Raw genomic sequence first — 24,783 nt, 5'->3', positions numbered from 1 at the left:
CGCCCCGCACCATGGCTCCATGGACACCCTCCCCCTCACCGACCGCACCCGCGTCACCCGCCTGCGCGATCGCCAGAGCACCGACCGCGCAGCTCTCGACGCGATCCTCGACGAAGCGCTGGTCGCCCACGTCGCCGTCGTGCGCGGCGGGGCCGCGATCGTCCTGCCGATCCTCTTCGCCCGCGACGGCGACCGGCTCCTCCTGCACGGCTCGAGCGGCGGCGGCCTCCTGCGGGCCGCCGCGCGCGGCGCTCAGCTGACCGTCTCGGTGACGCTGGTCGACGGGCTGGTCGTCGCCCGGTCGACCTTCGACAGCTCGATGAACTACCGCTCCGCGATGATCCTGGGCACGGCCGAGACCCTCGAGGGCGACGAGAAGGCGCGGGCGCTCGAGCTGCTCTCGGCCCGCCTGCTCCCGGGTAGGAACGAGGAGGTCCGCCCCAGCACGGCCCGCGAGATCGCAGCGACCCTCGTGCTGCGGATGCCGCTGGGCGAGGCGAGCGTCAAGGTGCGCGCGGCGGGTCCGTCCGACGACGACGCCCAGACCGACGGGGTCTGGGCCGGGGTCGTCCCCGTGGTCACCCGCACGCTGCCGCCGGTCGCGGCGCCCGGCTCCGACGCCCGGGTCCCCGCGTCGGTGACGGCCTTCGTCGACGCCGTCGACTCCGCCGCTCCCGCTTTCCGGTGAGCCGCTACTTCGCGTCCTGACGCGGGAAGACCACCTTCTGCACGACGATGATGACGGAGGCGGCGACCGGGATCGCGACGAGCGCCCCGAGGACGCCCGCGATCGTGCCGCCCGCGACGGCCGCGATGACGACGACCGCGCCGGGCACCGAGACCGCGCGGTTCATGATCCGCGGGCTCAGGAGGTAGGCCTCGACCTGCATGTAGACGAGGTAGTAGATCGCGGCGACCAGCGCGGTGAGCGGCGAGGCCAGCAGGCAGGCGAGCGAGATGATCACGGCGCCCGAGATGGTGCCGACCAGCGGGATCAGCGACCCGAGGAACGCGACGCACGCCAGCAGCGCGGGGACCGGCCCGCCGATGCTCAGCAGCAGGATGAAGGTCAGGATCCCGTTGACGCCCGCGAGCGACACCTGCCCGACGACGTAACGCCCGACGGCTCCGGTGATCTCGTCGCCGACCTCGTGCGCCTTCGCGCGGTGCGACGCCGGCGCGAAGCGGTACGCGACCGACTTCATCGAGCGCAGCGACGCGAGGAAGTACAGGGTCAGGATGAGCACGATGATCGACCCGGTGACACCGCTCGCGATGCCGGTGCCGACCGCGAGCAGCCCGCCTCCGAGCGAGAGCAGGTTGTTGGGGTCGCCGATGAAGCTCTGCACGCTGCTGATCAGCTGATCGACCTCGACGACGCCCCGCAGCTGCTCCTCGAGATCGAGCACCCACTGCTGTGAGGCGATGTCGGTCACGATCCTGGGCGCGCTGGTCACGAACAGGGTCAGCTGCTCGATCAGGATCGGGATGATGTAGAGCAGGAGCCCGGCGAACAGCAGCACCACCGCAGCGAAGACCAGGGTGATCGCGAGGGGCCGCGGGATCTTCCGCTCGAGCCACGAGACGAGGGGGTCGAGGCCGAGCGCGAAGAACATCGCGACGAAGATGTAGGTGAGCACCGTGCCGAGCTCGACGACGAGACCGCCGAGCACGAGCGCCACGAGCACCCCGAGGCCGCCGAACAGACCGATGCGGAACGAGCGGATCGTGAAGACCGGCTTGTCCGGGTCGGTCGACACCACGATGTCGGGCTCGACAGGAGGCGGGCCGGCCGCCGTCCTGCGCCGGCGGGAGCGGGCGAAGGCGCGCGGGGTCATCATGCGTCGAGCGTAGCGGGACGCGGAGGAGGGCTCTGCGGCGCCGCCCGGGCCTTGACGACGTCCCGGCTCAGGCCTCAGGATCCCTGTCGTCGACCGCGGGATCGTCGCGGTGCAGCGCCGCGTGGTGCTCCCACTCGGCGAGCAGCGTCTCGATCGCGGCGTGGAAGCGGGCCGTCGCCGCCCCGGGTGTCGTGTCGCCGAAGTAGTGGGTCACCCAGCGATCGAGCCGCGCGGCCGACGACTCGTCGTGCTCGACGGCGCCGATCCGGTCGGCGATGGCGGAGGCGTCCTCGGCGCGCAGCCACTCCGCGTCGCCCAGGTACCCGGTCTCGTCGACCTCGGCATCGGGACTCGTCGGCCGGGTGACCATCAGCGGTCGCCCCGTCGCGAGTCGGTCGTAGACCATCGCCGAGACGTCGAGGATCGCGACGTCGGCCGCGGCCAGCTGCCAGCCGAGCTCGGCCCCGGTGTCGTGCACGTGGTGCGCCGACGGATCCGCGGCGTTGGCAGCCGCCAGGAGAGCCACGATGCGGCGGTCGGCAGCGCCGTACTGCGGATCGACGGCACCGCTGCGGGGGTGCGGCCGGTAGATCAGCCGGAACCGCCGGTCGGCGAGCAGGGCCTCGGCGAGCGCCACCCCGTGACTCCGGATCGAGCCGTAGCCGGCCGCGGGCCGGTCGCCCTCCCAGGTCGGCGCGTACAGCACGACCTGGCGCTCGTCGGGCGCGAAGGGCGTGCGCCCGGCGAAATGGTCGGCCTGCGGGCGGCCGATCGCGAGGGTGCGCTTGTCGAAGTCGAAGTCCCAGAGCACCCGGTGCAGCCGGGCCAGGGCCGCGTCCCCCGCGATGAGGCTGTAGTCGTACGCCTTGTACTGATTGGTCGTCATGTACATCTTGTCGCTCTCGCCGTGGTTGACGAAGACGTGCCACCGGCGGCCGTACCGCATCATCTGGAAGTTGCGGGAGTTCTGGTTGACGTAGAGCACGATCCGCAGCGGCTGCGAGGCGATGGTGCTCTCGAGATCTGCGACGGAGCGCACGTAGGCGACGGGCACGGGGCTCTCGCGCAGCAGCACCTCGGCGGCGCTCGCGTTGCGCGAGAGCAGGACGACCGGATGCGTCCGGGCCAGCTCCTGGAGCGGCCGGTACCACTGCCGCACCTGGTAGAGGTTGATGTCGGCGTCGGCGAAGTACACGCCGATCTCGAAGCGGTCGGCCGGCAGCGGTCCCCGGGTCGCGAGCAGGCCCGCGACGGCGTGCCGGGCGCGCCGAGCGGCGAGGAGATCGCGCAGGATCCCGCGCGCGAGACCCGCGTCCGTCCGGAGGCGGTCGAGGACGTCGCGGAGAGCCGGCATCGGAACAGGCTACCCGGGGCGCGGATCAGGCGGGCGTCACCCGGAGCCAGACGAACTGGAGCGGAGCGAGCCGGAACCCCTCGCGGAGGTCGACCGTGATCTCGGTGACGAGGTCGAGGGCCCAGGCGTCGAAGCCGCCGAAGCGCTCCGGATCGATCTCCTGGACGTCGTCCGACACGTTCGCGAGCACGAGGACCGACTCGCCGTCTCCGGGCCGCTGGTAGCCCAGCACGTGGCGGTTGACCGGGTCGAACACCGTGAGCGCGGTGCCGGCGAAGAGCGGCACGGCCTTGCGGACGGCGATCAGGTGCAGGAGTCCGCCGAAGATCTCGCCCGCGTCGGTGCCGGGCGTCTCGCGCTCGGCGTAGCGCTCGGTGGGCCGACGCGGCCGGTTCACCCAGCGCGAGTCGCCCGCGGTCGTCGGGTCGTCGACGTAGCCGTAGTCGTTCAGCTGCCCGACCTCGTCGCCGAGGTAGAGCAGCGGCAGCCCGCCGGTGCTGAGGGCGATCGAGTGGGCCAGGAGCACCCGGTCGATCCCGTAGGCGTCGCCCGCCTCCACTCCGGCGAGGGACGCCGTCGTCCCCGACACCCGGCGGTCGCCGGTGCGGGGGTTCTCCTGGAACGGCACGCCGCGGGCGAAGGTGCCCTCGAAGCGGTCGGTGTAGAAATCGTTGAGGAACCGCCGGTGCCCCGCTGCGTCGATGCCGAGCTCGGCCGCGTCCTCATCGGCGAAGGTCCAGCCGATGTCGTCGTGCCCGCGCACGTAGTTGACCCACGCCGTCCCCTCCGGGAGGGCGTGGCGGCGCTCGAGCGCCTGCGAGAGGAGGCGGACGTCGCGCGTCGCGAGAGCCTCCCAGGTCAGCGCCATCTGCAGCGGGTTGTACGAGAGCTGGCACTCCTCGAGGTCGATGTACTCGACGACCTCGTCCGGGTGCACGATCGCCTCCGACTTGAACAGCAGCGACGGGGCGGCGAGGCGGCAGACCTCGTTGAACGCGCGCAGCAGCAGGTGCGCCTCGGGCTGCGACTCGCTCGTGGTGCCGAGCTTCTTCGCGATGAAGGCGACGGCGTCCATCCGCAGCGCGTCGACCCCCTGGTTCGCCAGGAAGAGCATCTCGCCCGCCATCGCGCGGAACACCTCGGGGTTGGAGTAGTTGAGGTCCCACTGGTAGCGGTGGAAGGTGGCCCACACCCACCGGCCGTCCTCGAGCTGCACGAACGAGCCGGGGTGGTCGTCGGGGAAGATCTCGCGCGTGGTGCGCTCGAAGGCGTCGGGCTGCTCGCGGTCGGGGAAGATCCAGTAGTAGTCCTCGAAGCGCTGCTCGCCCGCGAGTGCCCGGCGGGCCCACTCGTGCTCGTTCGAGGTGTGGTTGAAGACGAAGTCGACGACGAGCGCGATCCCGTGCTCGCGCAGCTCGGAGGCGAGGCGGCGCAGCCCCTCCATGTCGCCGAGGTCCGGCCGGACGCGCCGGTAGCTCGACACCGCGTAACCGCCGTCCGACTCGCCCTCCGGCGCGTCGAAGATCGGCATCAGGTGCAGGTAGTTCAGCCCGATCTCGCGGAAGTACGGGATCTCGGCACGGAGTCCGTCGAGGTCGCCGGCGAAGCGGTCGACGTAGCAGACGCCGCCGAGCGCCTTGTTCGAGAGGTACCAGTCCGGATGCTGCTGCCGCACGGCGTCGAGGGCGCGCAGGTCGGCGGGGCGCTCCTCCCACGACGAGGCGGCGAGCTCGACCAGGGCGACCAGCTGGTCGGCGAGGTCGTCGCGACCGGCGTAGACCTCCGACAAGAGCTCGACGAGCCGCGGGAGGTGGGCGTCGAGGCGGGCCTGGAACTCGGGGTCCCCAGCCGCGCCCGGGGAGTCGTCGATCCGGCCCCGCACCGTCCGCAGGAGTTCCTGGGGTGTGAGCGCGCCGGAGAGCAGCTGCGTCGAATCGAACACCGTCGTCCTTTCGGGAGCCTCCCGCCCGGCCGGGGGGCGGTTGCCCCGATGCTAGACGATCGGGGGACGCCCGGCGAACGCCATGCGGAGCACCGTCCGCCACGACAGGACGCGCCGCTCTCCCGGGTCCGCTCGCCAGCCCTCCCGCCAGCCGGCGAACCACGCGCCGAGCGCGGCGCGGTCGCGGGCCCAGCGGAGGCACTGGATCGCGGTCCAGGAGCCGACGTAGGCGACGGCGAGCGGCGCAGGAAGGTTCCGCCGCGCGAGCCAGACGCGGTTGCGCGCGTTCAGCCGGTAGTAGTCGGCGTGCCGCGTCGGCTGGATCACCGGGTGCTCGGCGACCAGCTCGCCGGCGTACCAGGTGGTGCGCCCGGTGTCCCACACCCGCCAGGCGAGCTCGATCCCCTCGTGCGCGTAGAAGAAGGGCTCGGCCCAGCCGCCGGCCTGCTCGAAGACGTCGCGGCGCAGCACGACCGCCCCCTCCCACACCGAGAACACGGGGCCGGAGCGGCGCGGGTCGCCCTTGATGATCCGCGGGATCCAGCGCGTCGGGGCCGGAGTCCCGTCGGTGCTGTCGACACGGGGCTGGACCAGGCCGATCCGCCGGGGCGAGCGCAGGAGCGCGACGGCGTCGGCGAGGAAGGCCGGCGACGGGACGCGCGCGTCGTCGTCGAGGAAGAAGAGGTACTCCCCCGACACCCTCGGGACGCCGGCGTTCCGGCCCGCCGGGATCCCGAGGTTCTCGGGCAGGGCGACGCCGCGGACGCCGTCGGGGAGACCGGTCGGCTCCCAGCCGTTGCCGACGCAGACGACGTCGAGCACGACGCCCTCCTGCGCGAGCACGCTCGCGAGGCCGGCGGCGAGATCGTCGGGCCGGGTGCCCTGGGTCAGGACGACGACTCCGACGCGGGGCTCAGGAGCGGACACGCTTGGAGGCCATGATCGCGACGAAGTGCCCGATCAGGGCCAGGAACGCGAGCGGCAGCAGTGCCGAGACGAGGAAGCGGTCGGCCTCGGCGGCACCGACGACCAGCCCGACGAGCGAGGCCGCGAAGGCGAGCATCGTCAGCTCGACCGAGTGGTACAGGCGGTGGAACGGCACGAACCGCGCGGCGCGGCGGAGGCGGGCGAGCCCGGACGAGGAGGGCACCGCCTCGCCCTTCGTGTCGGCCAGCTTCGTGAGCCCGGCGTTCGCGCGGGCCACGTGCACCATGTCGTTCAGCGCCTTGTTCAGGACGATGACGAGGGCGAGCGCCAGCCCGATGGTGGTCCACAGGTAGTCGGCCGGGGCGTCGAACGGCAGCCCGGCCGCGCGGAGGCCCAGCGCGATCGGGATGAGCGCCTCGGTCGTGTAGTGCCCGACCTTGTCGAGGAAGACGCCGGCGGGCGACGAGGTCCGGCGCCAGCGCGCGACCTCGCCGTCGCAGCAGTCGACGAGCATCTGCAGCTGACCGAGGAGGAGGGCCAGGGCGGCACCGGCGATGCCGGGGATCAGCAGGGCCGCGGCGGCGCTCCAGCCGACCAGGATCATCAGACCGGTCACGCCGTTCGCCGAGATCGATGTGCGGAGCAGGACCCAGGTCAGGTAGGGAGAGAACCGCCGCAGGTAGAGCGAGGCGGTCCAGTGCTCGGCGTTCCGGCGCCCGCGCACCTCGGGCGGCTGGGCCACCTCCCGGAGCTCCGCGATCGATCGGGGTCTGGTGGTCGCGGTCATGCGCCCCTCCCTGGGTCGGCCCGGGGCTGGTGGCGGTGGGCGGCGATGTTGCTGGTCAGCCCGACGAACCCGAGGACGAACCCCGTGCCCCAGGCGACATGGATCGACGGGATCACGACGGCGAACCACAGCATCGCGCGGATCCCGTCGGGGCGCGCGACGACGATTGTCGCGGCGGCGACCAGGAGGAGGTAGCCGACGGGGACGACGAGGCCCAGCAGCAGCCACGGCGCGGCACCGAGCAGGGCCTGGACGACTCCGCCGAGGCCCGAGAGCAGGCCGAGCGCGAGGAGGGCGACCAGGACGGGCGGGGCGAAGTAGCGCAGGGAGCGGGAGGCGGGGAACAGGCGGGTCAGCTCGCCGCGCCACATCCCGGTCGAGAGGAACTGCCGCAGCAGCGCCCGCATCGACGGACGGGGGCGGTAGGTGACCGTCAGGCGCGGAGTGAACCAGACGACACCGCCGCCCTCGCGGATGCGGCGGTTCAGCTCCCAGTCCTGGCCGCGCTTGAAGCGCTCGTCGAAGAGCCCCGCCCGCTCGAGCGCGCTGCGGCGGAAGACGCCCAGGTAGACGGTCTCGGCCGGGCCCTCCTGGCCGCCGACGTGGTGGGGGGTGCCGCCGAGGCCGATGCGCGAGCCGTAGGCCCGGGCGACCGCGCGCTGGAACGGGGTGAGGCCCTCCGCCGCCATGACGCCGCCGACGTTGTCGGCCCCGGAGCGCTGCAGCGCCGCGACGGCCTCGCGCGCGTAGTCGGCCGGCAGCACCGAGTGCGCGTCGACGCGCACCACGACCGGGTGCCGCGAGGCGCGGATGGCGGCGTTCAGCCCGGCGGGCGTGGACCCGACGGCGTTCGGCACCACGTGGATCCGCGGGTCGGCCGCGCTCAGCTGGGCCACCAGCTCCTCGGTGCCGTCGATGCTCGGAGCGACAGCGAGGACGATGTCGAACGGCCCGGAGTAGTCCTGGGCCAGCAGGGAGTCGACCGCCGCCCTGACGTGGGTGACCTCGTTCAGCACCGGCATGACGTACGAGACGCCGGGCAGATGGGAGAGGTCGTCCGTCGGTGTCTCGGGCTGCATGGGTCCAGTTCGTGAGGCGGGAGCCCAACCCTAGCAGCCCCCGAGGACACGTCCTCGGGGGCTGCGGTGGCGCTCGGAAGGGGTCAGCTGGTGGCCATCTTGCCCAGCGTCACGTCGACCTCGTAGCTCTGCCCACCCCGGACGTAGGTCAGCTGGACGTCGGCGCCGGCGGCCTGCGCGCGCACCTGGGCGGTGAGGTCGGAGGCGCTCGTGATGGGCGTTCCCGACACCTCCGTCACGATGTCCCCGGCGGCGAGTCCGGCGGCCTGCGCCGCTCCCCCGCTGGTGACCTCCTGGATCGACGCGCCGAGCACGTCGGCCGTCGAGTCGGTGACGCTCGCGCCGAGGAGTCCGTGCGTGGCGGAGCCGTTCGCGATGATCTCCTTCGCGACGCGCTCGGCGATCGCGCTCGGGATCGCGAAGCCGACTCCGATGTTGCCCGACTGCTCGCTCGAGCCCGACGACTGACCGGCGCTGGCGATCGCGACGTTGACGCCGATGAGCTCGCCGTCGCTGTCCAGCAGCGCTCCGCCGGAGTTGCCGGGGTTGATCGCCGCGTCGGTCTGGATGACCGGCAGCGAGATCGTGCTCGTGGCCTGGGTCTGCTCGTTCTGGCCCGGGATGTCGAAGTTGAACGGGCTGTCGGTGCTGCCGCTCGAGCTGTCGCCGGAGTCGTCGGGAGCGGCGGAGGACGCGACCTGGATGCTGCGGTTCAGCGCGCTCACGATGCCGTCGGTGACGGTGCCCGAGAGGCCGAGCGGCGCTCCGATCGCGACGGCGGTGTCGCCGACGTTGATCTCCGACGAGTCGGCGAAGGTGATCGGAGTGAGATCGCTCGCGTCCGTGAGCTTGATCACGGCGAGGTCGAGAGTCGGGTCGGTGCCCACGATCGTCGCGTCGAAGATCCGGCCGTCGCTGGTCGTGACGGTGACGGCGGCGTCCGCGGCCGCACCGTCGAGGGTCACGACGTGCGTGTTGGTCAGGACGTAGCCGTCGTCCGAGAGGACGATGCCGGAGCCCGTTCCCGCTGAGGAACCGCCGCTCACCGAGATGGTCACGACGCTCGGAGTGGCCTTGGCCGCGACCGCGGTCGCCGTCGTGGCGTCCTCGGCGTTGTTGACGGTGATGGTCTGCGAGCCGCCGGAGGAGACGACGCGGGTGGCCGAGCCGTTGGAGGCCGACCAGAGACCGAACACACCGGCGCCCGCCACTCCGCCGACGACGGCGCCGATGGCGAGGGCCGCGACGACGCTGACACCCGCGCGGCGGCGGGGCGCCGACGGGGTCTGCGCGGCCGGCGGCTCACCGGCGGGGCCGAAGGCGCTCGAGCTCGGCGGCTCCTCGGAGCTGTGCACGGTGTGCGGGGCGGGCGGCGCGTACTGGGCGGCCGCCGGGGCGTACTGGCCGTACCGGGGCGAGGGCTGCTCGGGTCGCGCCTGGTTGCCGGCGTCGGAGTTCGGCGTGTAGGGCGGCTGCGGAGTGGTCGCCTCGCGGATCGGCTCGGTGGGCCCGGTCGTCGACGAGGACGCTCCCCCGCGGTCGCCGGACTCTGACGGCGTGGTGGGTTCCTCCGGCTGACGAGGACCCTCGTGACTCTCGGTCATGGGTGCTGCTCCTTCCAAGCGGGGATAGCTTGGCCATCGAACCTGGGCGTTTCTTATGACGGGCCTGCAAGCAGGACATCAATGCGGGAGGTGCACACTGAGAGGGTGAGCATCCATGGATCCTGGACCCGCGCCGCGGCCGGCGCCGGACTTCTCGGCCCCGGCGGCGAGGTCGCCGCCACCGTCTTCAGCGAGATGAGCGCCCTCGCGGCCCGCACCGGGGCGATCAACCTCGGCCAGGGCTTCCCCGACGAGGACGGACCGCGCGAGGTGCTCGAGACGGCGCGGGAGGCGATCGCCTCCGGACTGAACCAGTACCCGCCCGGCCCCGGCTTCCCCGTGCTGCGCACCGCGATCTCGGCGCACCAGCGCCGCTTCTACGGCCTCGAGGTCGATCCCGACGGCGAGGTCCTGGTGACCACCGGCGCGACGGAGGCCCTCGCGGCCACCATGCTCGCCCTCCTCGAGCCCGGCGACGAGGTGGTGACCTTCACCCCGCACTACGACGCCTACGGAGCCCTCATCGCGCTGGCCGGAGGCGTGCACCGCACGGTCGCCCTGCGCGGTCCCACCTTCACCGTCGACCACGACGAGCTGGAGCGCGCCGTCACCGACCGCACGCGCGTGATCCTCGTCAACGACCCGCACAACCCGACGGGCTCCGTCCTCCCCGCCGACACACGCGAGCTGATCGTCCGGCTCGCCGAGCGGCACGACGCGCTGATCGTGACCGACGAGGTCTACGAGCACCTCCGCTTCGACGGCGCGCACGTGCCGATCGCGACGCTGCCCGGTGCGTTCGAGCGCACGCTCACGATCTCGTCCGCCGGCAAGACGTTCAGCACCACGGGCTGGAAGATCGGCTGGATCACCGGGCCGCGCGAGCTCGTCACCGCCGTGCTCGCGGTCAAGCAGTTCCTCACCTACGTCAGCGGGTCGCCGTTCCAGGGCGCGGTGGCGCGGGGGCTCGGGCTCGACGACGTCTTCTTCACGGGGATCGCCGCGACCCTGGAGCGCAAGCGGGACATCCTCTCGGCCGGCCTCTCGGCGGCCGGATTCTCGGTGTCGCCGTCGGCGGGCAGCTACTTCGTGGTGGCCGACGCGGCACCGCTCGGGTTCGAGGACTCCGTCGCCTTCTGCCGCGCGCTGCCCGAGCTGGCCGGCGTCGTGGCGGTGCCGGTCTCGGCCTTCTGCCGGGCCGAGGACGCGGCACCCTACCGCTCGCTGGTGCGCTTCGCCTTCTGCAAGCGCTTCGAGGTGCTCGACAGCGCGGCGGAGCGGCTCGCCGCGATGCGGCCGAGGGGCTGACCGGGCTCGGGACCGATCGGACTCAGATCGGCTCGACGCGGAAGCGCCGCAGCGCCAGCGCCGGGTTCTTCGTGCGGGCGGCGTCGATCCGCTCGCGCGAGATCCAGGCGACCGCGACGTCCTCGGCCTCGCCGAGGGTCGCGATCTCGACGCCCATCGGGTCGACGATCATGCTCGTGCCCACGCCGATCGGAGGCGTCTGGTCGGCCGCCAGGAGGTAGATCGTGTTCTCGAGAGCGCGAGCAGTGACGAGGACGCGCCAGTGCGCCTCCTTCAGCGGGCCGCGCACCCACTCGGCCGGGGCTGCGACGACCTCGGCGCCCGCGTCGACGAGCCAGCGCGTCACCTCGGGGAAGCGCAGGTCGTAGCAGGTCTGCAGGCCGACGACGAGGCCGCCGACCTCGAAGGTCTGCGGCGCCTCGATGCCGCCCGCGGCGACCCACTCGGACTCGGTCTGACCGAAGGCGTCGTAGAGGTGGAGCTTGCGGTACCGCGCGACGAGGGCACCCTGCTGATCGAGCGCGATCAGGGTGTTCGCGATGCGCCGCTCGCCGTCGACGGCCTCGACCATGCCGGCTACGAGGTGGACGCCCAGATCGCGGGCGATCTCACCGAGGCCGGAGGCGAACGGGCCGTCGAGCGCCTCGCCGGCGGCGACGAGCTCGGGGCCGAGCGGGTCGACGAAGAACGAGCTGTACTCGGGGAGGACGACGAGGCTCGCGCCGCGACCCGCCGCCACCGTCGCGAGACGGCGGATCGTGGCGAGGTTGGCGGCGCGGTCGGCGGTCGGCGCGAACTGAGCGACCGCGACGCCGACGGCCCGGGCGTCGGCCGCCATCAGCTCGGCGGGTAGAGGAAGAGCGGGACGCTCGAGGCGGGGATCGTCCGCGTGTGGTACGCGTGGTCGTTGCCCCAGTTGTACTCCTCGAGCGAGACGCTGCCGTCGGAGTTGACCGACTGCACGTACGCGACGTGGTTGCCGTTGAACCACGCGACGCTGCCGGGGACGGGCGTGGTGCTGGTCACCCAGCCGTGCGACGCCCACTGACCCGCCCAGGCGTAGGCGCTGCCGCCGCCGGGCGTCAGGTTGCCCCAGGTCCACTTGAAGGGGGCGCCGGTGGAGCCCTGATCGCGGTTGAGGCGCCACGCGACGAAGTCGACGCACTCGCGGTAGTAGTAGCGCAGCGGCGAGAGGCCGCCGCCCTGGTCGTCGGTCAGCGCGTCGCGCCACGGATAGTCGTCGCCCTCTTCGCGCGGGGTGACCGAGGTGCTCGAGCCGCTGGAGCCCGTGGCGGAGCTCGTCGCCCCGCCGGTCGTCCTGGCCTCCTCGGCGGCGGCAGCGGCCTCCTCGGCCTCGCGCGCCGCCTTCTCGGCCGCGGCGGCGAGCGCGCGGGCCTGTGCCGCGGCCTCGTCGAGCTGGGCCTGGGTGGGCGCGGTGAAGGAGTCGCGGATCACCTGCTCCTGCACGGCGGCGCCCGACACGGTGAGCTTCTGGTTGCCGAGCGCCTGCACGCGGGCGGCCGCCTCGATGGCGGCCTGCGAGTCGGGTGCCGGGTCGAACGAGTAGGCGGGGAGGGCCATCACCGCGACCATCCCGGCGATCGCGGCGACGGCGACGGTGCTCAGCGCCGCGCGGAGGCCCCGGCGGGAGCGGCGCCGCACGGGGGCGACGGCGGCCAGGACGGGCGCCTTCACGGGTGCGGGTGCGGGCCGGACGACGGGGACCGGGCGGGTGGCGGACTCCGCGTCCCGGCGGCTGCGCCGGGTGGGGTGGACGGTCGACCCGTCCGATCCTCCGGGGGTCGGTACCGAGCTGTCGTCCACCTGTTCGTCCGTCACGCCTGAACCCTTCGCATCCCGACGAGGATACCGTGCGGCTCGCCGCGACACACCAGGCCGAGGCGCGTCATGACGCGCGGAGGGGGTGCGCGAGCTCGTCCGGGCCGAGTCGTGCGAGGACGAGCGTCAGCACCGCGGCCGCGGCGGCGAGGGCTCCGACGACCGCGAAGGTCGGCGCGATGCCGAACGCCTCCCCCACCGGGCCTGCGACGGCCATCGAGACGGGCATCAGGGCGAGCGAGACGAAGAAGTCGAGGCTCGACACGCGACCGAGCAGGGCGGGCGGCACCCGCTGCTGCAGGAGCGTGCCCCAGAGCACCTGTGCCGCGGCTCCGGTGACCCCGTCGACGAAGAGGATCGCGGCGATCAGCCACAGCTGGTCGACGACGCCGAGGAACACGAACGGCAGCACGCCGAATCCCCACAGCAGGACCATCGTCGTGAGGTAGCGCCGCGGGATCGGCCGCGACGAGATCACCAGCGAGCCGATCACGCCTCCGCAGCCGTACGCCGTGAGAGCGAGCGCGTAGCCGGAGGCGCCGGCTCCGGTCTGGTCGCGCACGGCGAAGGGCACGAGCACCTCGATCGGCCCGACCACGAGGAAGACGAGGACGACGGCGAACAGGAGCGTCGCGAGGAGCCACCGGGTGCGCAGCATGTAGCCGAAGCCCTCGCGCAGGTCGCGGAGGGCCGAGCGGATCGGGCCGGTCCCCTCCTCCGTCGTGCGCTGGAAGGGCACGGGACCCATCAGCACCAGCGCGATGAGGGCGAGCGCGTAGCCCCCGGCCGTCACGGCGAAGGCCGCCGACGGGGCAGCGACCGCGACGACCAGCCCGGCGAGGGCGGGGCCGGCCGCACTCTGCGCGACAGGGCGCAGCGCCCCCTCCACTCCGTTGGCCGCGAGGAGCTGCGCCTCGGGCAGCAGCCTCGGGAGGATCGCCGAGTAGGCGGGGAAGAAGAAGGCCTCGCCGACGCCGAGCACGAACGCCAGCACGGTGAGCTGCCAGAGGGCCAGCACTCCGGAGGCGTCGAGCGCGACGGCCGCGAGGACGGCGACGATGCGCACCGCCTCGACACCGAGGAGGAGCCGGCGCTGCGGGACGCGGTCGGCCGCGACTCCGCCGAGCAGGACGGCGAGGACGAGGCCGAGCGCCGACGCCGCGGCCACGACCGAGACGTCGCTCGGGCCGCCGCCGAGGGCGATCACCTGCCAGACGAGGGCGACGAGCCAGACTCCGCTCGCCAGCAGCGACGCGGCGAGCGAGAGGGCGAGGAAGCGGTAGGCGCGGGTCTCGAACGGGCGCAGCGCGCGCGGGAGGGCCCTGGCCATGCCTAGCTCCCTCCGCACCCGTGACGCGGGCAGCCGACCAGAGTAGCGTCCGGGGCGAGGCGCAGGCGACGGAGCCGCGCGGAGAGAGGTGCGGCCGTGGTCACGAGCGAGCGGGTCTTCAGCGGGTTCAGCGTCGACAGTGTCGAGGAGGCGGAGCGCTTCTACGGCGGGACGCTCGGCTTCGACGTCTCCGTGAACGGGATGGGGATCCTCGACATCACCCTTCCGGGCGGCGGTCACGCGATCGCCTACCCCAAGCCGACGCATGTGCCGGCGACGTTCACGATCCTGAATCTCGAGGTCGCCGACGTCGACGCCGCTGTCGCCGAGCTGAATCGCGCGGGTGTCGCCACGAAGATCTACGACGACGCCGAGACTCCGACCGACGCGACCGGAGTGATGCGCGGCCACGGCCCGACGATCGCGTGGTTCCGCGACCCTGCGGGCAACGTGCTCAGCGTGATCGCCGCGGACTGACGGGAGCCTCCGCGACACCCGTCGAGCTCGGCGGTCCCGGACCCGTCGCCGGTGCCGCTACGCCCTGCAGGGCTCGGCGTTAACGACGAAAGCCGGCCCTTCTCAGGACCGGCTTCCGTCTTCTTGTTGCGGGGGCAGGATTTGAACCTACGACCTCTGGGTTATGAGCCCAGCGAGCTACCGAACTGCTCCACCCCGCGGCACAAGAGAAAACACTACAGGCGCTTTCCGAGAAGTGCAAATCGAGGACGGAGCCGACCGGGGCGGGGTGCGTCAAGGTGGGGACTCAGACGCGCTTGGTCGCGACGATCGACTCGTCGTCGGCGGGCGGGCCGACCTCGAGGCCCGCGCGCTCGAGGGCCTCGGCGAGGCTGCGCAGGGAGTGGTCGACTCGACGGACGTCGGCGTCGACGACGCCCTCGCCCGCGTCGGGATCGAGGACGAACGAGCCGCCCGGCTCGACGAACCACTCGATGATCCGGGCCCACTCGTCGAGGTCGGGCAGCCATGAGACGGCGCTCCGGCTCGTCACGACGAGGCCGAAGGAGTCGGGCTCCGGCAGCATGTGCCGCAGCTCGTAGACGTTCGCGCAGAGGAAGCGCGAGCGATCGGACAGCCCGAGATCCTCCGCGAGGGCGCGGGCGCGTCGGACCACCGGCATCGAGAAGTCGACGCCGATGACCTCCGCGCCGCGCCGCGCGTGGACGAGGCTCCGGGAGCCGTCACCGCTCTGGAGGTGCAGGACGCGGACGCCCGCCTCCTCGTCGGAGGCGGGCGTCGCAGCCAGGAGCGGATCGGGCGAGCCCGGCTCCCTGGACTCCCAGTGCGCGCGGTTCAGGTTGAGCCACTCCCCCGAGCTCAGGTGCTCGCCGCGGTCGACCTGAACCACGGTGCTACTGCGCTTCCTCGGCGGCGAGTGCGCGCTGCAGCGCCTCGGTGAGCTTCTCGTCGGCGGCCGCGAAGGCCGTCAGGTCACCGGCGGTGAGAGCGGCCTGGCGCTCGGCCAGAGCGGCGCTGGCATCGCTCAGTGCCGCCTGCAGCTCCGTCTGGTCGGTCGTACCCGTTCCCGTGTCGGCCGGATCGGTCTCGGTGCCGGTGTCCGTGCCGGGATCGACGGGCGGGGCGGTGCTCGTGTCGACCGGCGTGCCGGTGTCTCCCGCGTCGGCACCGGAGTCGCCGCCGAAGAGGCTGTCGAGCGCCGCGTCGAGCGTGTCCTCGAAGGCGATGTCGTCACCGAAAGCGACGAGCACCTTCTGCAGCAGCGGGAAGCTCGTGTTGCCGTTGGAGCTGACGTAGATCGGCTGGACGTACAGCAGACCGCCGCCGACCGGCAGGGTGAGCAGGTTCCCTCGCGTCACCGTCGTGTCACCGCGCTGGAGCAGCGCCAGCTGGTTGGCGACCGTCGGGTCGGTGTTGAACGCGTTCTGCACCTGGCCGGGGCCGGGGACCGTGTCGTCGCTCGGCAGCTCGAGCAGCCGGAGCGTGCCGTAGCCGTCCGCGATCGCGCCCGCGTCGGAGCCCGCATCGGAGTCGGCGACGAGGTAGCCCGTCAGGACGTTGCGGCTGGCCGCACTGCCCGGGACGCTGGCGGGGATGTACGTCGAGTAGAGCGAGTACGAGGGCGTCTCGACGTCGGGCGTCTGCAGCGTCAGGTAGTAGGGCGGCTGCAGGGCGTCGCCGCCCACGCCGGCCGCCGTCGTCGTCGAGTTGCCGCTGGTCGGGTCGTCCGGAGTCGACCAGGCCGCCTCGCGGGAGTAGAACGATCCGGCGTCGGTCACGTGGTACGTGCCGAGCACGGCACGCTGCACCTTGAAGAGGTCCTCGGGGTAGCGGACGTGGCTGAGCAGGTCGGCCGACATGTCGCTGATCGGCTCGACGGTGCTCGGGAAGATCTTCTGCCAGGTCTGCAGCACCGGGTCCTCGGTGTCCCACGCGTAGAGCGTCACCTTGCCGTCGTAGGCGTCGACCGTGGCCTTGACGCTGTTGCGGATGTAGTTGACGTCGTCGGTCGGGAACTGCTGCTGCGTGCTCGTGTCGGCGATCGCCTGCGAGAGGCTCTGCACCTCCGAGTACGGGTACTCGGACGAGGTCGTGTAGCCGTCGACGATCCAGACGACACGGCCGTCGACGACGCTCGGGTAGGCGTCGGAGTCGAGCGTGAGGTAGGGCGCGACCTTCTGGACGCGGTCGACGGGGTTGCGGTCGTAGAGGATCTGCGACTGGTCGTTCACTCCGTCGGACAGGAAGATCTGCTCGGACTGGAACTTGATCGCGTAGACGAGCTTCTTGAAGACGTTGTCGAGCGAAGGGCCGCCCTCGCCGTCGAAGGTCGTGTAGGTCTGCTGCTCGCCCTCGGTGCCCGACGGGTAGTCGAGCTCGATGTTGCGATCGCCCTCGCCGCCGACGATGGAGTAGGCGGGCGAGTTCTCGCCGAAGTAGATCCGCGGCTCGTAGTCGCCGAGCTCGCCGACCGTGGGGACCTGCGACTCGATGAAGACCGGCTCGCCGTCGGCCGAGCGCTGGTTGCCGTAGGCGGCGACCAGGCCGTAGCCGTGGGTGTAGACGAGGGTCTGGTTGTACCAGGTCTGGTTCGTGCCGAGGCCCGCGAGGTTCAGCTCGCGGACGCCGACCACGGCGTCCTGCGTCGCTCCGTCGATCGAGTAGCGGTCTACGTCGAGCGCGTTCTGCTGGTCGCCGAACGAGTAGTACTGGCGGAACTGCTGCAGCTGCGAGAACGCGTCGGTCACGACGGCGGGGTCGAGGATGCGGATGTTGGCCGTCGTCTCGGCGTCGGAGCGCAGGGCGCCCGGCTCGGCGTCGGTCGTCGCGTCGTACGGGATGACCTGCACGTCGTCGACTCCGTAGGCCTGACGGGTCATGTCGATGTTGCGCTGGATGTAGTCCTCTTCGAGCGTGCGCTCATTCGGCACGACCTGGAACGTCTGGACGACCCAGGGGTAGAGGGAGCCGACGAGCAGGCTCGAGACGATGAGGAGCGCGGTGCCGATGACAGGGAGGCGCCAGCGGCCGATGAAGGCGGTGACGACGAAGAGCACGGCGACCAGGGCCGCGACTCCCGCGAGGATCTGCAGACCGGGGATGACCGCGTTGACGGTCGAGTAGGTCGCTCCGGTGATGCGCGCGCCCTGGTCGGTGAGCGTCGCGTACTGGTCGAGCCACAGGCTGACGGCCTGCACGAGCAGGTAGAGGGCCGCGATGACCGCGAGCTGGATGCGCGAGGACTTCGAGATCCGCACCTCGCGGCCGTTCACGCGGATCGCACCGTAGAGGTACCCGGTGGCCAGAGCGGCGAGACCCGAGATGAGCAGGACGGCCGAGGCGAAGCCGACGAGGCTCTGGTAGAAGGGCAGCTCGAAGAGGTAGAAGGACGTGTCCAGCCCGAACTGAGGGTCGGTGACGCCGGAGGGCGTGCGGTTCCAGAAGGTCAGGCTGGTCTGCCAGCGGGTGGCCGAGGAGACGCCGGCGAAGAGGCCGAGCACCGCGGGGATCCCGAAGGTGGCCAGGCGGCGCAGCGGCTCGACGACCTGCTGGTAGCGGTCGATCTGCGAGTTCAGCTTCGCGTAGACGGGGCGCAGGCGGTACGCGAGCATCAGGCTGATGAAGACCGGCACCGCCATCGCGACGAACCCGACGGCGAACAGCCCGCCGGCCGCCGCCCACTGGGTGGTCAGCACCGACAGGAAGCCCAGCTGGTCGTACCAGAGGATGTCGGTGTAGAGACCGGCGAAGACGAAGAACGCCACCACCAGAACGGCCACCACCACGACTGTGACGGCGAGAACGCTCCGTCTCTTCCGCGGCGGGGTTTCGGTTGCTGTGGAACTCACGGATGCGCCTCTGCTGTCGAGTTGTGAGGGGGGCCTCCCATGCTAGGCGACGCTCGACGGCGCGACCTGAGCGTCGACCCCGATCGCCGTTCGCTCACCGCGGACCGCATCCGCCCCGGTCAGTCGATCGGAGTCGCGCCGTCGCAGGTCGGGAGGCCGGAGACGTCCCCGGCGGCGATGCCCTCCAGCGCCGTCAGCGCCTCGTCGAGGGTCGACACGCTCAGCACGTCGAGCCCGTCGGGCACGTGCCCGACGACCTCGCCGCAGTTCTGGCTCGGCGCCAGGAAGTAGGAGGCGCCGGCGTCGACCGCCCCGAACATCTTCTGGCGGATGCCGCCGATCGGCCCGACCTCGCCCGCCGCGTCGATCGTCCCCGTCCCCGCGACCTGCTCGCCTCCGTTGAGGGACCCCTCGGTGAGCTTGTCGATGATCCCGAGCGCGAACATCATCCCGGCGCTCGGTCCGCCGACGTCGTCGAGCTGGATGTCGACGTCGAAGGGGAAGTCGAAGGTCGCGCCGGCGACGATGCCGATCACCGCGGTCCCCTCGTTGTCGACGGGGGTGACCTGCACGTCCTGCTGGGCCCCGTCGCGCTCGATCGTCAGGGTGACGGGGGCGGTGGTGCCCGACTTCTGGACCGCATCCCGCAGCGCGGCGACGTCGGCGACGGCCGCACCGTCCACCGCGACGACCTCGTCGCCGGGCTCGAGCACGCCTGCCGAGGGCGAGCCGTCGGGCAGCTGGGCGACCGAGACCCTCTGCCCCACGGGATAGCCGAGATCGGTGAGCGCCGCCGCGATCGCCTCCTGCTGCGAGTCGGTCATCTCGGCCTGGTTGGCCTCGTCGCGCTCCTCGACTGTCGTCGCCGCGGGGAAGATCTGCTCCACGGGCACGACGGCCTTGGTGCGGTCGAACCAGGCGCTCGCGACCTCGACCCAGTTGGGCAGGCTCTCGGGGTTGCCGACGACCGAGACGGTGAGCATGTCGAGCGTGCCCGTCGTGGGGTAGGTGGTCTCGTCGGGGATGGAGATGAGGGGCACGTCGTCGCCGCTCGTGCCGAGGGTGTCGAAGACGGGGCCCGGCTGCTCGATCACGTAGGGCGCCGGAGCGACGCCGAGGGCGACGACCAGGGCGACTCCCGAGAAGAGGACGGCCGGTCCGACCCAGGCGCGTCGACCGCGCGGGGCGGAGGAGCGCGGGTCGTCGGAGAAGAGCGACACGGGGGCCTTCCTGACGGCGATTGCTGAGCGGCTCCGCCGGGATGTTCGCGGCGGGCGGAAGCGGTTCGGGCGGGGACGGTCGTCTTCACGCCGTCGCCCAGGACGCTCGGGCTAACGTAGCCTGCACGACTGGGAGTCGCGTCACCATCGAGGCACGACCCTCCGTCCAGGCCCGTGACGGGCCGTTCGATCCGAACGACGGAAGGGCTGATCCCCATGGCCGAAGGCGACAGCGCAGACCGGATGGGCGGCGGCTCCGAGGACGAGTTCCGCGAGATGCTCCGGCAGTTCCTCTCGGGCAACGGCCCGATCGACCCCTCGCAGCTCGCCGGGGCGGCGGGACTCCCGAACGACCCGGTCGCCCTGCAGAACCTGCTCTCGCAGCTGCAGAGCGCGATGCAGCAGAGCGGCGACGGCGGCATCAACTGGTCGCTCGCTCTCGAGCAGGCGAAGCAGATCGCCCGGGCCGACTCGACCCCCGTCTCCGACAGCGTCCGCGGGCCGATCGACGGGGCCTTCGGAGTCGCGGCCCTGTGGCTCGACGAGGTCGCCTACGTCTCGGAGCTGACCCGTCCGCCGCGCTCGCTCAGCCGGCTCGAGTGGATCGCCCTGACCATGCCCGTCTGGACGCAGCTCGCCGAGCCGGTCGCCCTGAGCATCTCGGACGCCCTCACCGGCGTGATGCGCGACCAGGCCCCGGAGGAGATGCGGGAGATGATCGCGGGCGCCGAGAACATGATGCGGGGCATCGGCGGCACGCTCTTCGCGCTCCAGCTCGGCCAGGTCGTCGGACAGCTCGCGGCCGAGGTCGTCTCGGGCGGCGACATCGGCATCCCGCTGCTCGAAGAGAACGACGCCGCGATCCTCCCGCAGAACGTCGCGGCCTTCGGCGAGGGACTCGACATCCCGGTCGACCAGGTGCAGATCTACCTCGCGGTCCGCGAGCTCGCTCACGCCCGCCTCTTCCGGCACGGCAAGTGGCTCCGGCTCGCGCTCATCTCGCAGATCACCGACTTCGCCCGCGGGATCAGCATCGACACCACCCGCCTCGAGGAACTCGCCGAGAACTTCGACCCCTCGAACCCCGAGGAGCTGCGCGACGCGATGACCAGCGGCGCGCTCATCCCGCCGAAGACCGAGGAGCAGCTCGCTGCGCACGGACGGCTCGAGACCGTTCTCGCGCTGATCGAGGGCTGGGTCGACGTCGTGACCGCCGCCGCGACCACGCGGCTGCCGAGCGCGGGTGCGATCGCCGAGACGGTGCGCCGCCGCCGCGCCGCCGGCGGCCCCGCCGAGTCGGCGTTCGCGACGCTGGTCGGTCTGGAGCTGCGCCCGCGGCGCCTCCGCGAGGCCGCCGCGATGTGGCAGGCCGTGACCGACGCGGTCGGACCGGAGGCGCGCGACGCCCTGTGGTCGCACCCCGACCTGCTGCCGGGATCGGACGACCTCGACGACCCGGCCGCGCTCGTCGCGCGGCTGACCGCCGAGGCTCGCGGCGAGACTCCGGAGCCCGACGAGATGGACATCGCCCTCGAGGAGCTGCTGAACGGCACGACTCCCCCGGCCGACGGCGACGAGCAGGGGCCGACGGGCGACCGCCCGGTCTGAGCCGGTCCGCTCGGCCTGAGCTCTTCCGCTCGGGCCGGTCGACTCCGCGGGCCTGTGGACAACTCGAGCGGAGGATCGCGCGCCTGGGCCATGATCGCCCGATGGTCCTCCGGCTCGATCCCCGCTACCCGCTCCTCTGGCGCTCGGCGACCGCGATGCAGGTCGGACTCGACCATCCGCACGTCGTCCTCGAGGGGATCGGCTACGCCGAGGAGCTGCTGCTGCACGCCCTGCGTCTCGGGACCAGCGCGGGGACGGCGCGGCTGATCGCGCGGCGGGCCGGCGCCTCCGAGGCCCGGATCGAGCACGTGCTCGCAGCGCTGCGCCCGGTGCTGCTGCGGAGCATCGACCCGGAACCGCCGGTGTCGCCGCGGATCGTCGTCGAGGGAGTCGGAGCCGCGGCCGACGCGCTCCGGACCCTCCTGCGCGGCGAGGGCTGCGATCTGGTGCCCGAGGACGCGGTGCCGGACCTGGCCGTGCTCGTCGCCGACTTCGCCGTGGCTCCAGCGCGAGCGGCGCACTGGCTCGCGGCCGACGTGCCGCACCTCCCGCTGGTCTTCGGCGACGAGTCGGTGCGACTAGGCCCCCTGGTCGAGCCGGGGCGAGGCCCGTGCCTGCACTGCGCCGACCGCGATCGCATCGACCTCGACCCGGACTGGCCGAGGCTGATCATCCAGGTGCTCGGGAGGACGGCCCCGACGCGGACTCCGCTGGCGAGTGCCGCACTGGCGGTCGCAGCGGCCGACGCCGCGCTGCGCCGAGTGCTCGCCGGCTGGACCGGGCTGAGCCGCTCGGTCAGGACCTACTCCGACGCGTCGGGGGCGTTCAGCGAGCGCCCGCTGGAGCCGCACCGCGACTGCGCGTGCCGGAGTCTCGGGGGCCCGCCTCGCGAGAGCTCGCCGGTCGGGGGCCGATCTCGGCGAGGAACCGCGACGGCTCCCTCCGCGTGACCCGCCCGACCGTCGAGGCCGACCACGAGAGCCGCAGCCGGCGCCGGGCGCGGGTGATGCCGACGTAGAGGAGGCGGCGCTCCTCGTCGATCGCCTCGAGGCCGTTCGCGTACGAGATGGGGACGAGCCCCTCCGCGAGCCCCATCAGATGCACGGAGTCCCACTCGAGGCCCTTGGCCGAGTGGAAGGTCGCAAGCGTCACCGCCGCGCGATCGGGCTCGTGGTGCCCCTGCTGCCGGGCGAGCAGGTCGTCGGTGAACTGCTTGAAGGTCCACTCGGCCGGGGCCTCGTCGACGAGACGGGCGAGGGTGTCGAGCGACTCCCAGCGATCGCGGACCGCCCCGGGGGCGCTCGGAGGCTCCGCGCTCCAGCCGAGCGAGCGCAGCACGTCGCTCACCGACTTGAACAGCGGCTCCCCCGCGATCGACACCGAGGCGGCGCGCAGCTGCATGACGGCCTGCTTCACCTCGGGCAGGTCGAAGAAGCGCTTGCCCCCGCGCATGTGGGCGCTGACTCCCCGCTCGCCGAGGGCGTGCTCGATCACCGCCGACTGCGAGTTGGTGCGGAAGAGGACGGCGATGTCGGAGGGGCGGATGCCCGCCTCGATGTCCGCGGCCACGCGCGCGGCGATGCCCCGAGCCTCCGCGATGTCGTCGGGGTACGCGTCGACGCTCGGCTCCGGCGCCTCGGCGGGCTGGACGGAGTGCAGGACGAGCGCGCCCGGGCGCCCGCGCATCAGCCGGTTCGCGGTCTGCACGATCGGAGGCGCCGAGCGGTAGTTCTCCTCGAGCCGCACCACGGTGGCCGCGGGCCAGCGCGACGCGAAGTCGAGGAGGTAGTCGGCCTTCGCGCCCGCGAACGAGTAGATCGTCTGGCTGGCATCGCCGACGACGCACAGATCGCTCCGATCGCCGAGCCAGAGCTCGAGCAGCCGCTGCTGCAGCGGCGAGACGTCCTGGTACTCGTCGACGACGAAGAAGCGGTACTGCTCGCGGACCTGCATCGCCATCGCCGGCTCCGACTCGAGCATCCCCGCCGTGACGAGGAGGACGTCCTCGAAGTCGATCTGGCGGCGCTGGTCCTTGAGTCCCTCGTACTCCTCGACCAGCGCGATCGTCTGGTCGAGGGTCAGCCGCCCGGGCTGCGCGCGGGTGCGCGCGGCGACCGCGTACTGCTCGAGCGAGAGCGCCGAGACCTTGCGCCACTCGATCTCGGCCGAGAGGTCGCGGAGGGTCGCGGTGTCGAGCTTGAGGCGGAGCCGCTCGGCCGCGTGCCCCAGCATCCGGGCCTTGTTGTCGAGCAGCTGCGGCATCGTGCCGCCGACGAACTGCGGCCAGAAGTAGCTCAGCTGCGAGAGCGCGGCCGCGTGGAACGTGCGGGCCTGGACGCCTCCGGCGCCGAGCACCCGGAGTCGGGTGCGCAGCTCGGCGGCCGAGCGGCTGGTGAAGGTCAGCGCCATCACCCGGCCGGGCGTGTAGACGCCGGTCGCGACGCCGTGCGCGATCCGGTGCGTGATGGTGCGGGTCTTGCCCGTGCCCGCGCCCGCGAGGACGCAGACCGGGCCGAGCAGCGCCTCCGCCGCCTCGCGCTGCCCCTCGTCGAGCCCGTCGAGGAGGCTCACGCGAGGATCGGACCGTTCTCCAGCTCGCCCCCGTACCAGTCCTCGATCATCGCGCGGGCGATGGAGGAGCGGCCGGGCAGCAGCACCGACTCGAGCGAGTCGTGCAGCTGCTGGCGGGTGAACCAGCGCAGATCGACGATCTCCTCGCCGTCGGGCTTCAACGCGGCGGGCGCCTGGTCGGGCGCGAGTCTGGCGGTGAAGCCGATCATCAGCGAGGCAGGGAACGGCCAGGGCTGCGAGCCGAGGTACTGCGGGTCGACCACGCGCATCCCCGACTCCTCGAAGATCTCGCGGACGACGGCCGCCTCGAGCGACTCGCCCGGCTCGACGAAGCCGGCTAGGAGCGAGAACCGGTCGGCGCCCCACATCGCGTTCGAGCCCAGCAGGAGGCGGTCGTCGTCGTCGAGGACGCAGACGATGATCGCGGGGTCGGTCCGCGGGAAGACCTGGCTGCCATCGGTGGGCGAGCGGCGCACCCAGCCGCCCTGCTCGACGACGGTGGGGTCGCCGTTGCGGGGCGAGTAGCCGTGGGAGGCGTGCCAGTTGACGATCGCGAGCGCCTCGGTGAAGAGACCCGCATCGCGGTCGCTGAGCTTCTCGGCGATCGGGCGGAGCCCGCTCCAGCGCTCCTCGTCGGGCTCGAGCTCGGCGGCCGCCGCGTCGGTGAGCACCGTCGCGATGACAGGGGTGCCGGCGGGCTCACCCTCGGCGTCGACGGTGGTGCGGCCGAGGTAGACGCGGAGCGTGCCCGCCGTGACGTCCTGGACGCTGCGGAGCACGAGCCGGTCACCGTCGACCAGGGCCCTGTCCTTCCAGAGCGGCAGCACCCGCGTCGTCTCGTCCTCGAGGAGCTCGTCGTAGAGCGCGGGGCGCGCCCGGGTCAGGTAGTCGCGATCGGCGGCCTGGCGCGAGAGCGGGAGGCGATCGGCGAAGGACAGCGGCATGCGTGGCTCTTTTCCAGGGGATGACGTCAGGGGTGCGACGGCGCAGTCCGGGGCTCCGGCCACCGCCTCCGCGACCGCCGGCATCGGCGGGAGTGCGCGTGGCG

Annotated in this window: 19 protein-coding genes and 1 tRNA gene; 4 read left to right on the top strand and 16 right to left on the bottom strand. The window is 72.4% G+C overall.

The features are described 5' to 3' along the window. The first annotated feature begins 19 nt into the window (after positions 1-19). A complete protein-coding gene (locus GRS96_RS08815; protein WP_159988281.1) occupies positions 20-688 on the top strand; it encodes a pyridoxamine 5'-phosphate oxidase family protein in 669 nt (222 codons plus the stop codon). A gap of 4 nt (positions 689-692) precedes the next feature. Here GRS96_RS08815 and GRS96_RS08810 read toward each other — a convergent pair whose 3' ends face one another. The 7 genes from GRS96_RS08810 to GRS96_RS08780 all read right to left on the bottom strand — a co-directional run bounded on the left by GRS96_RS08810 (position 693) and on the right by GRS96_RS08780 (position 9,534). After that, positions 693-1,841, bottom strand: a complete 1,149-nt coding sequence (locus GRS96_RS08810) for an AI-2E family transporter (protein WP_235022032.1) — start codon at positions 1,839-1,841, stop codon at positions 693-695. 67 nt (positions 1,842-1,908) lie between these two features. Next, positions 1,909-3,195: a hypothetical protein gene (locus GRS96_RS08805; RefSeq protein ID WP_236553597.1), complete on the bottom strand. Its 1,287-nt coding sequence runs from the start codon at positions 3,193-3,195 to the stop codon at positions 1,909-1,911. Positions 3,196-3,220: 25 nt separating this feature from the next. Continuing rightward, on the bottom strand, positions 3,221-5,077 hold the full coding sequence (locus GRS96_RS08800) for an amylosucrase (protein WP_235022044.1): 1,857 nt from the start codon (positions 5,075-5,077) through the stop codon (positions 3,221-3,223). Positions 5,078-5,188: 111 nt separating this feature from the next. Further along, a complete protein-coding gene (locus GRS96_RS08795) occupies positions 5,189-6,064 on the bottom strand; it encodes a glycosyltransferase family 2 protein (protein ID WP_159988280.1) in 876 nt (291 codons plus the stop codon). Then, positions 6,051-6,851 (bottom strand): CDP-alcohol phosphatidyltransferase family protein, encoded by an 801-nt coding sequence (locus GRS96_RS08790; RefSeq protein ID WP_159988279.1) that lies wholly within the window; start codon positions 6,849-6,851, stop codon positions 6,051-6,053. The genes GRS96_RS08795 and GRS96_RS08790 overlap by 14 nt, the downstream gene beginning before the upstream one ends. Then, entirely contained in the window at positions 6,848-7,930 is a 1,083-nt protein-coding gene (locus tag GRS96_RS08785; protein ID WP_159988278.1) for a glycosyltransferase family 2 protein, read from the bottom strand. Before GRS96_RS08785 ends, GRS96_RS08790 begins: the two co-directional genes overlap by 4 nt. A gap of 83 nt (positions 7,931-8,013) precedes the next feature. Further along, on the bottom strand, positions 8,014-9,534 hold the full coding sequence (locus GRS96_RS08780) for a S1C family serine protease (protein ID WP_159988277.1): 1,521 nt from the start codon (positions 9,532-9,534) through the stop codon (positions 8,014-8,016). 105 nt (positions 9,535-9,639) lie between these two features. Between GRS96_RS08780 and GRS96_RS08775 the strand changes: the two genes are divergently transcribed. Continuing rightward, positions 9,640-10,842 (top strand): pyridoxal phosphate-dependent aminotransferase, encoded by a 1,203-nt coding sequence (locus tag GRS96_RS08775; protein ID WP_159988276.1) that lies wholly within the window; start codon positions 9,640-9,642, stop codon positions 10,840-10,842. Between the two features lie 22 nt (positions 10,843-10,864). Here the strand turns inward: GRS96_RS08775 and GRS96_RS08770 are convergent, their stop codons facing one another. From GRS96_RS08770 to GRS96_RS08760, 3 genes are all read right to left on the bottom strand, one after another. Then, complete coding sequence (locus GRS96_RS08770; protein WP_159857325.1) at positions 10,865-11,680, bottom strand: carbon-nitrogen hydrolase family protein; 816 nt, start codon at positions 11,678-11,680, stop codon at positions 10,865-10,867. Continuing rightward, positions 11,680-12,681, bottom strand: coding sequence for a CHAP domain-containing protein (locus GRS96_RS08765; protein ID WP_159988275.1), 1,002 nt, complete (start codon positions 12,679-12,681; stop codon positions 11,680-11,682). Before GRS96_RS08765 ends, GRS96_RS08770 begins: the two co-directional genes overlap by 1 nt. 67 nt (positions 12,682-12,748) lie before the next feature. Beyond that, the gene (locus GRS96_RS08760) at positions 12,749-14,011 is read right to left on the bottom strand and encodes an MFS transporter (RefSeq protein ID WP_159988274.1); all 1,263 of its coding nucleotides are present in this window, start codon (positions 14,009-14,011) and stop codon (positions 12,749-12,751) included. 96 nt (positions 14,012-14,107) lie between these two features. On the opposite strand from GRS96_RS08760, the gene GRS96_RS08755 reads away from it, so the two are divergent. Beyond that, positions 14,108-14,488, top strand: coding sequence for a VOC family protein (locus tag GRS96_RS08755; protein ID WP_159988273.1), 381 nt, complete (start codon positions 14,108-14,110; stop codon positions 14,486-14,488). Between the two features lie 126 nt (positions 14,489-14,614). On the opposite strand, the gene GRS96_RS08750 is transcribed toward GRS96_RS08755, so the two are convergent. From GRS96_RS08750 to GRS96_RS08735, 4 genes are all read right to left on the bottom strand, one after another. Continuing rightward, positions 14,615-14,688, bottom strand: a tRNA-Met gene (locus GRS96_RS08750). An 86-nt stretch (positions 14,689-14,774) separates the two neighbouring features. Beyond that, entirely contained in the window at positions 14,775-15,377 is a 603-nt protein-coding gene (locus GRS96_RS08745) for a class I SAM-dependent methyltransferase (protein ID WP_159857333.1), read from the bottom strand. Positions 15,378-15,381: 4 nt separating this feature from the next. Further along, positions 15,382-18,336, bottom strand: coding sequence for a UPF0182 family membrane protein (locus GRS96_RS08740; RefSeq protein WP_204162060.1), 2,955 nt, complete (start codon positions 18,334-18,336; stop codon positions 15,382-15,384). 119 nt (positions 18,337-18,455) lie between these two features. Beyond that, positions 18,456-19,556, bottom strand: a complete 1,101-nt coding sequence (locus GRS96_RS08735) for a YlbL family protein (RefSeq protein ID WP_159988272.1) — start codon at positions 19,554-19,556, stop codon at positions 18,456-18,458. A 216-nt stretch (positions 19,557-19,772) separates the two neighbouring features. Here GRS96_RS08735 and GRS96_RS08730 point away from each other — a divergent pair, with 216 nt between their 5' ends. Next, on the top strand, positions 19,773-21,164 hold the full coding sequence (locus GRS96_RS08730; protein WP_159857339.1) for a zinc-dependent metalloprotease: 1,392 nt from the start codon (positions 19,773-19,775) through the stop codon (positions 21,162-21,164). Positions 21,165-21,989: 825 nt separating this feature from the next. Here GRS96_RS08730 and GRS96_RS08725 read toward each other — a convergent pair. Next, positions 21,990-23,735, bottom strand: a complete 1,746-nt coding sequence (locus GRS96_RS08725) for an ATP-dependent helicase (RefSeq protein WP_159988271.1) — start codon at positions 23,733-23,735, stop codon at positions 21,990-21,992. Continuing rightward, on the bottom strand, positions 23,732-24,679 hold the full coding sequence (gene nudC / locus GRS96_RS08720) for an NAD(+) diphosphatase (protein WP_159988270.1): 948 nt from the start codon (positions 24,677-24,679) through the stop codon (positions 23,732-23,734). The genes GRS96_RS08725 and nudC overlap by 4 nt, the downstream gene beginning before the upstream one ends. Positions 24,680-24,783 lie beyond the last annotated feature (104 nt).

Origin of the sequence: Rathayibacter sp. VKM Ac-2803, assembly GCF_009807175.1 — a bacterium.
Lineage (GTDB): Bacteria > Actinomycetota > Actinomycetes > Actinomycetales > Microbacteriaceae > Rathayibacter.
The sequence above is the reverse complement of the archived record's forward strand: the minus strand, read 5'-3'. Positions and strand labels throughout refer to the sequence as shown.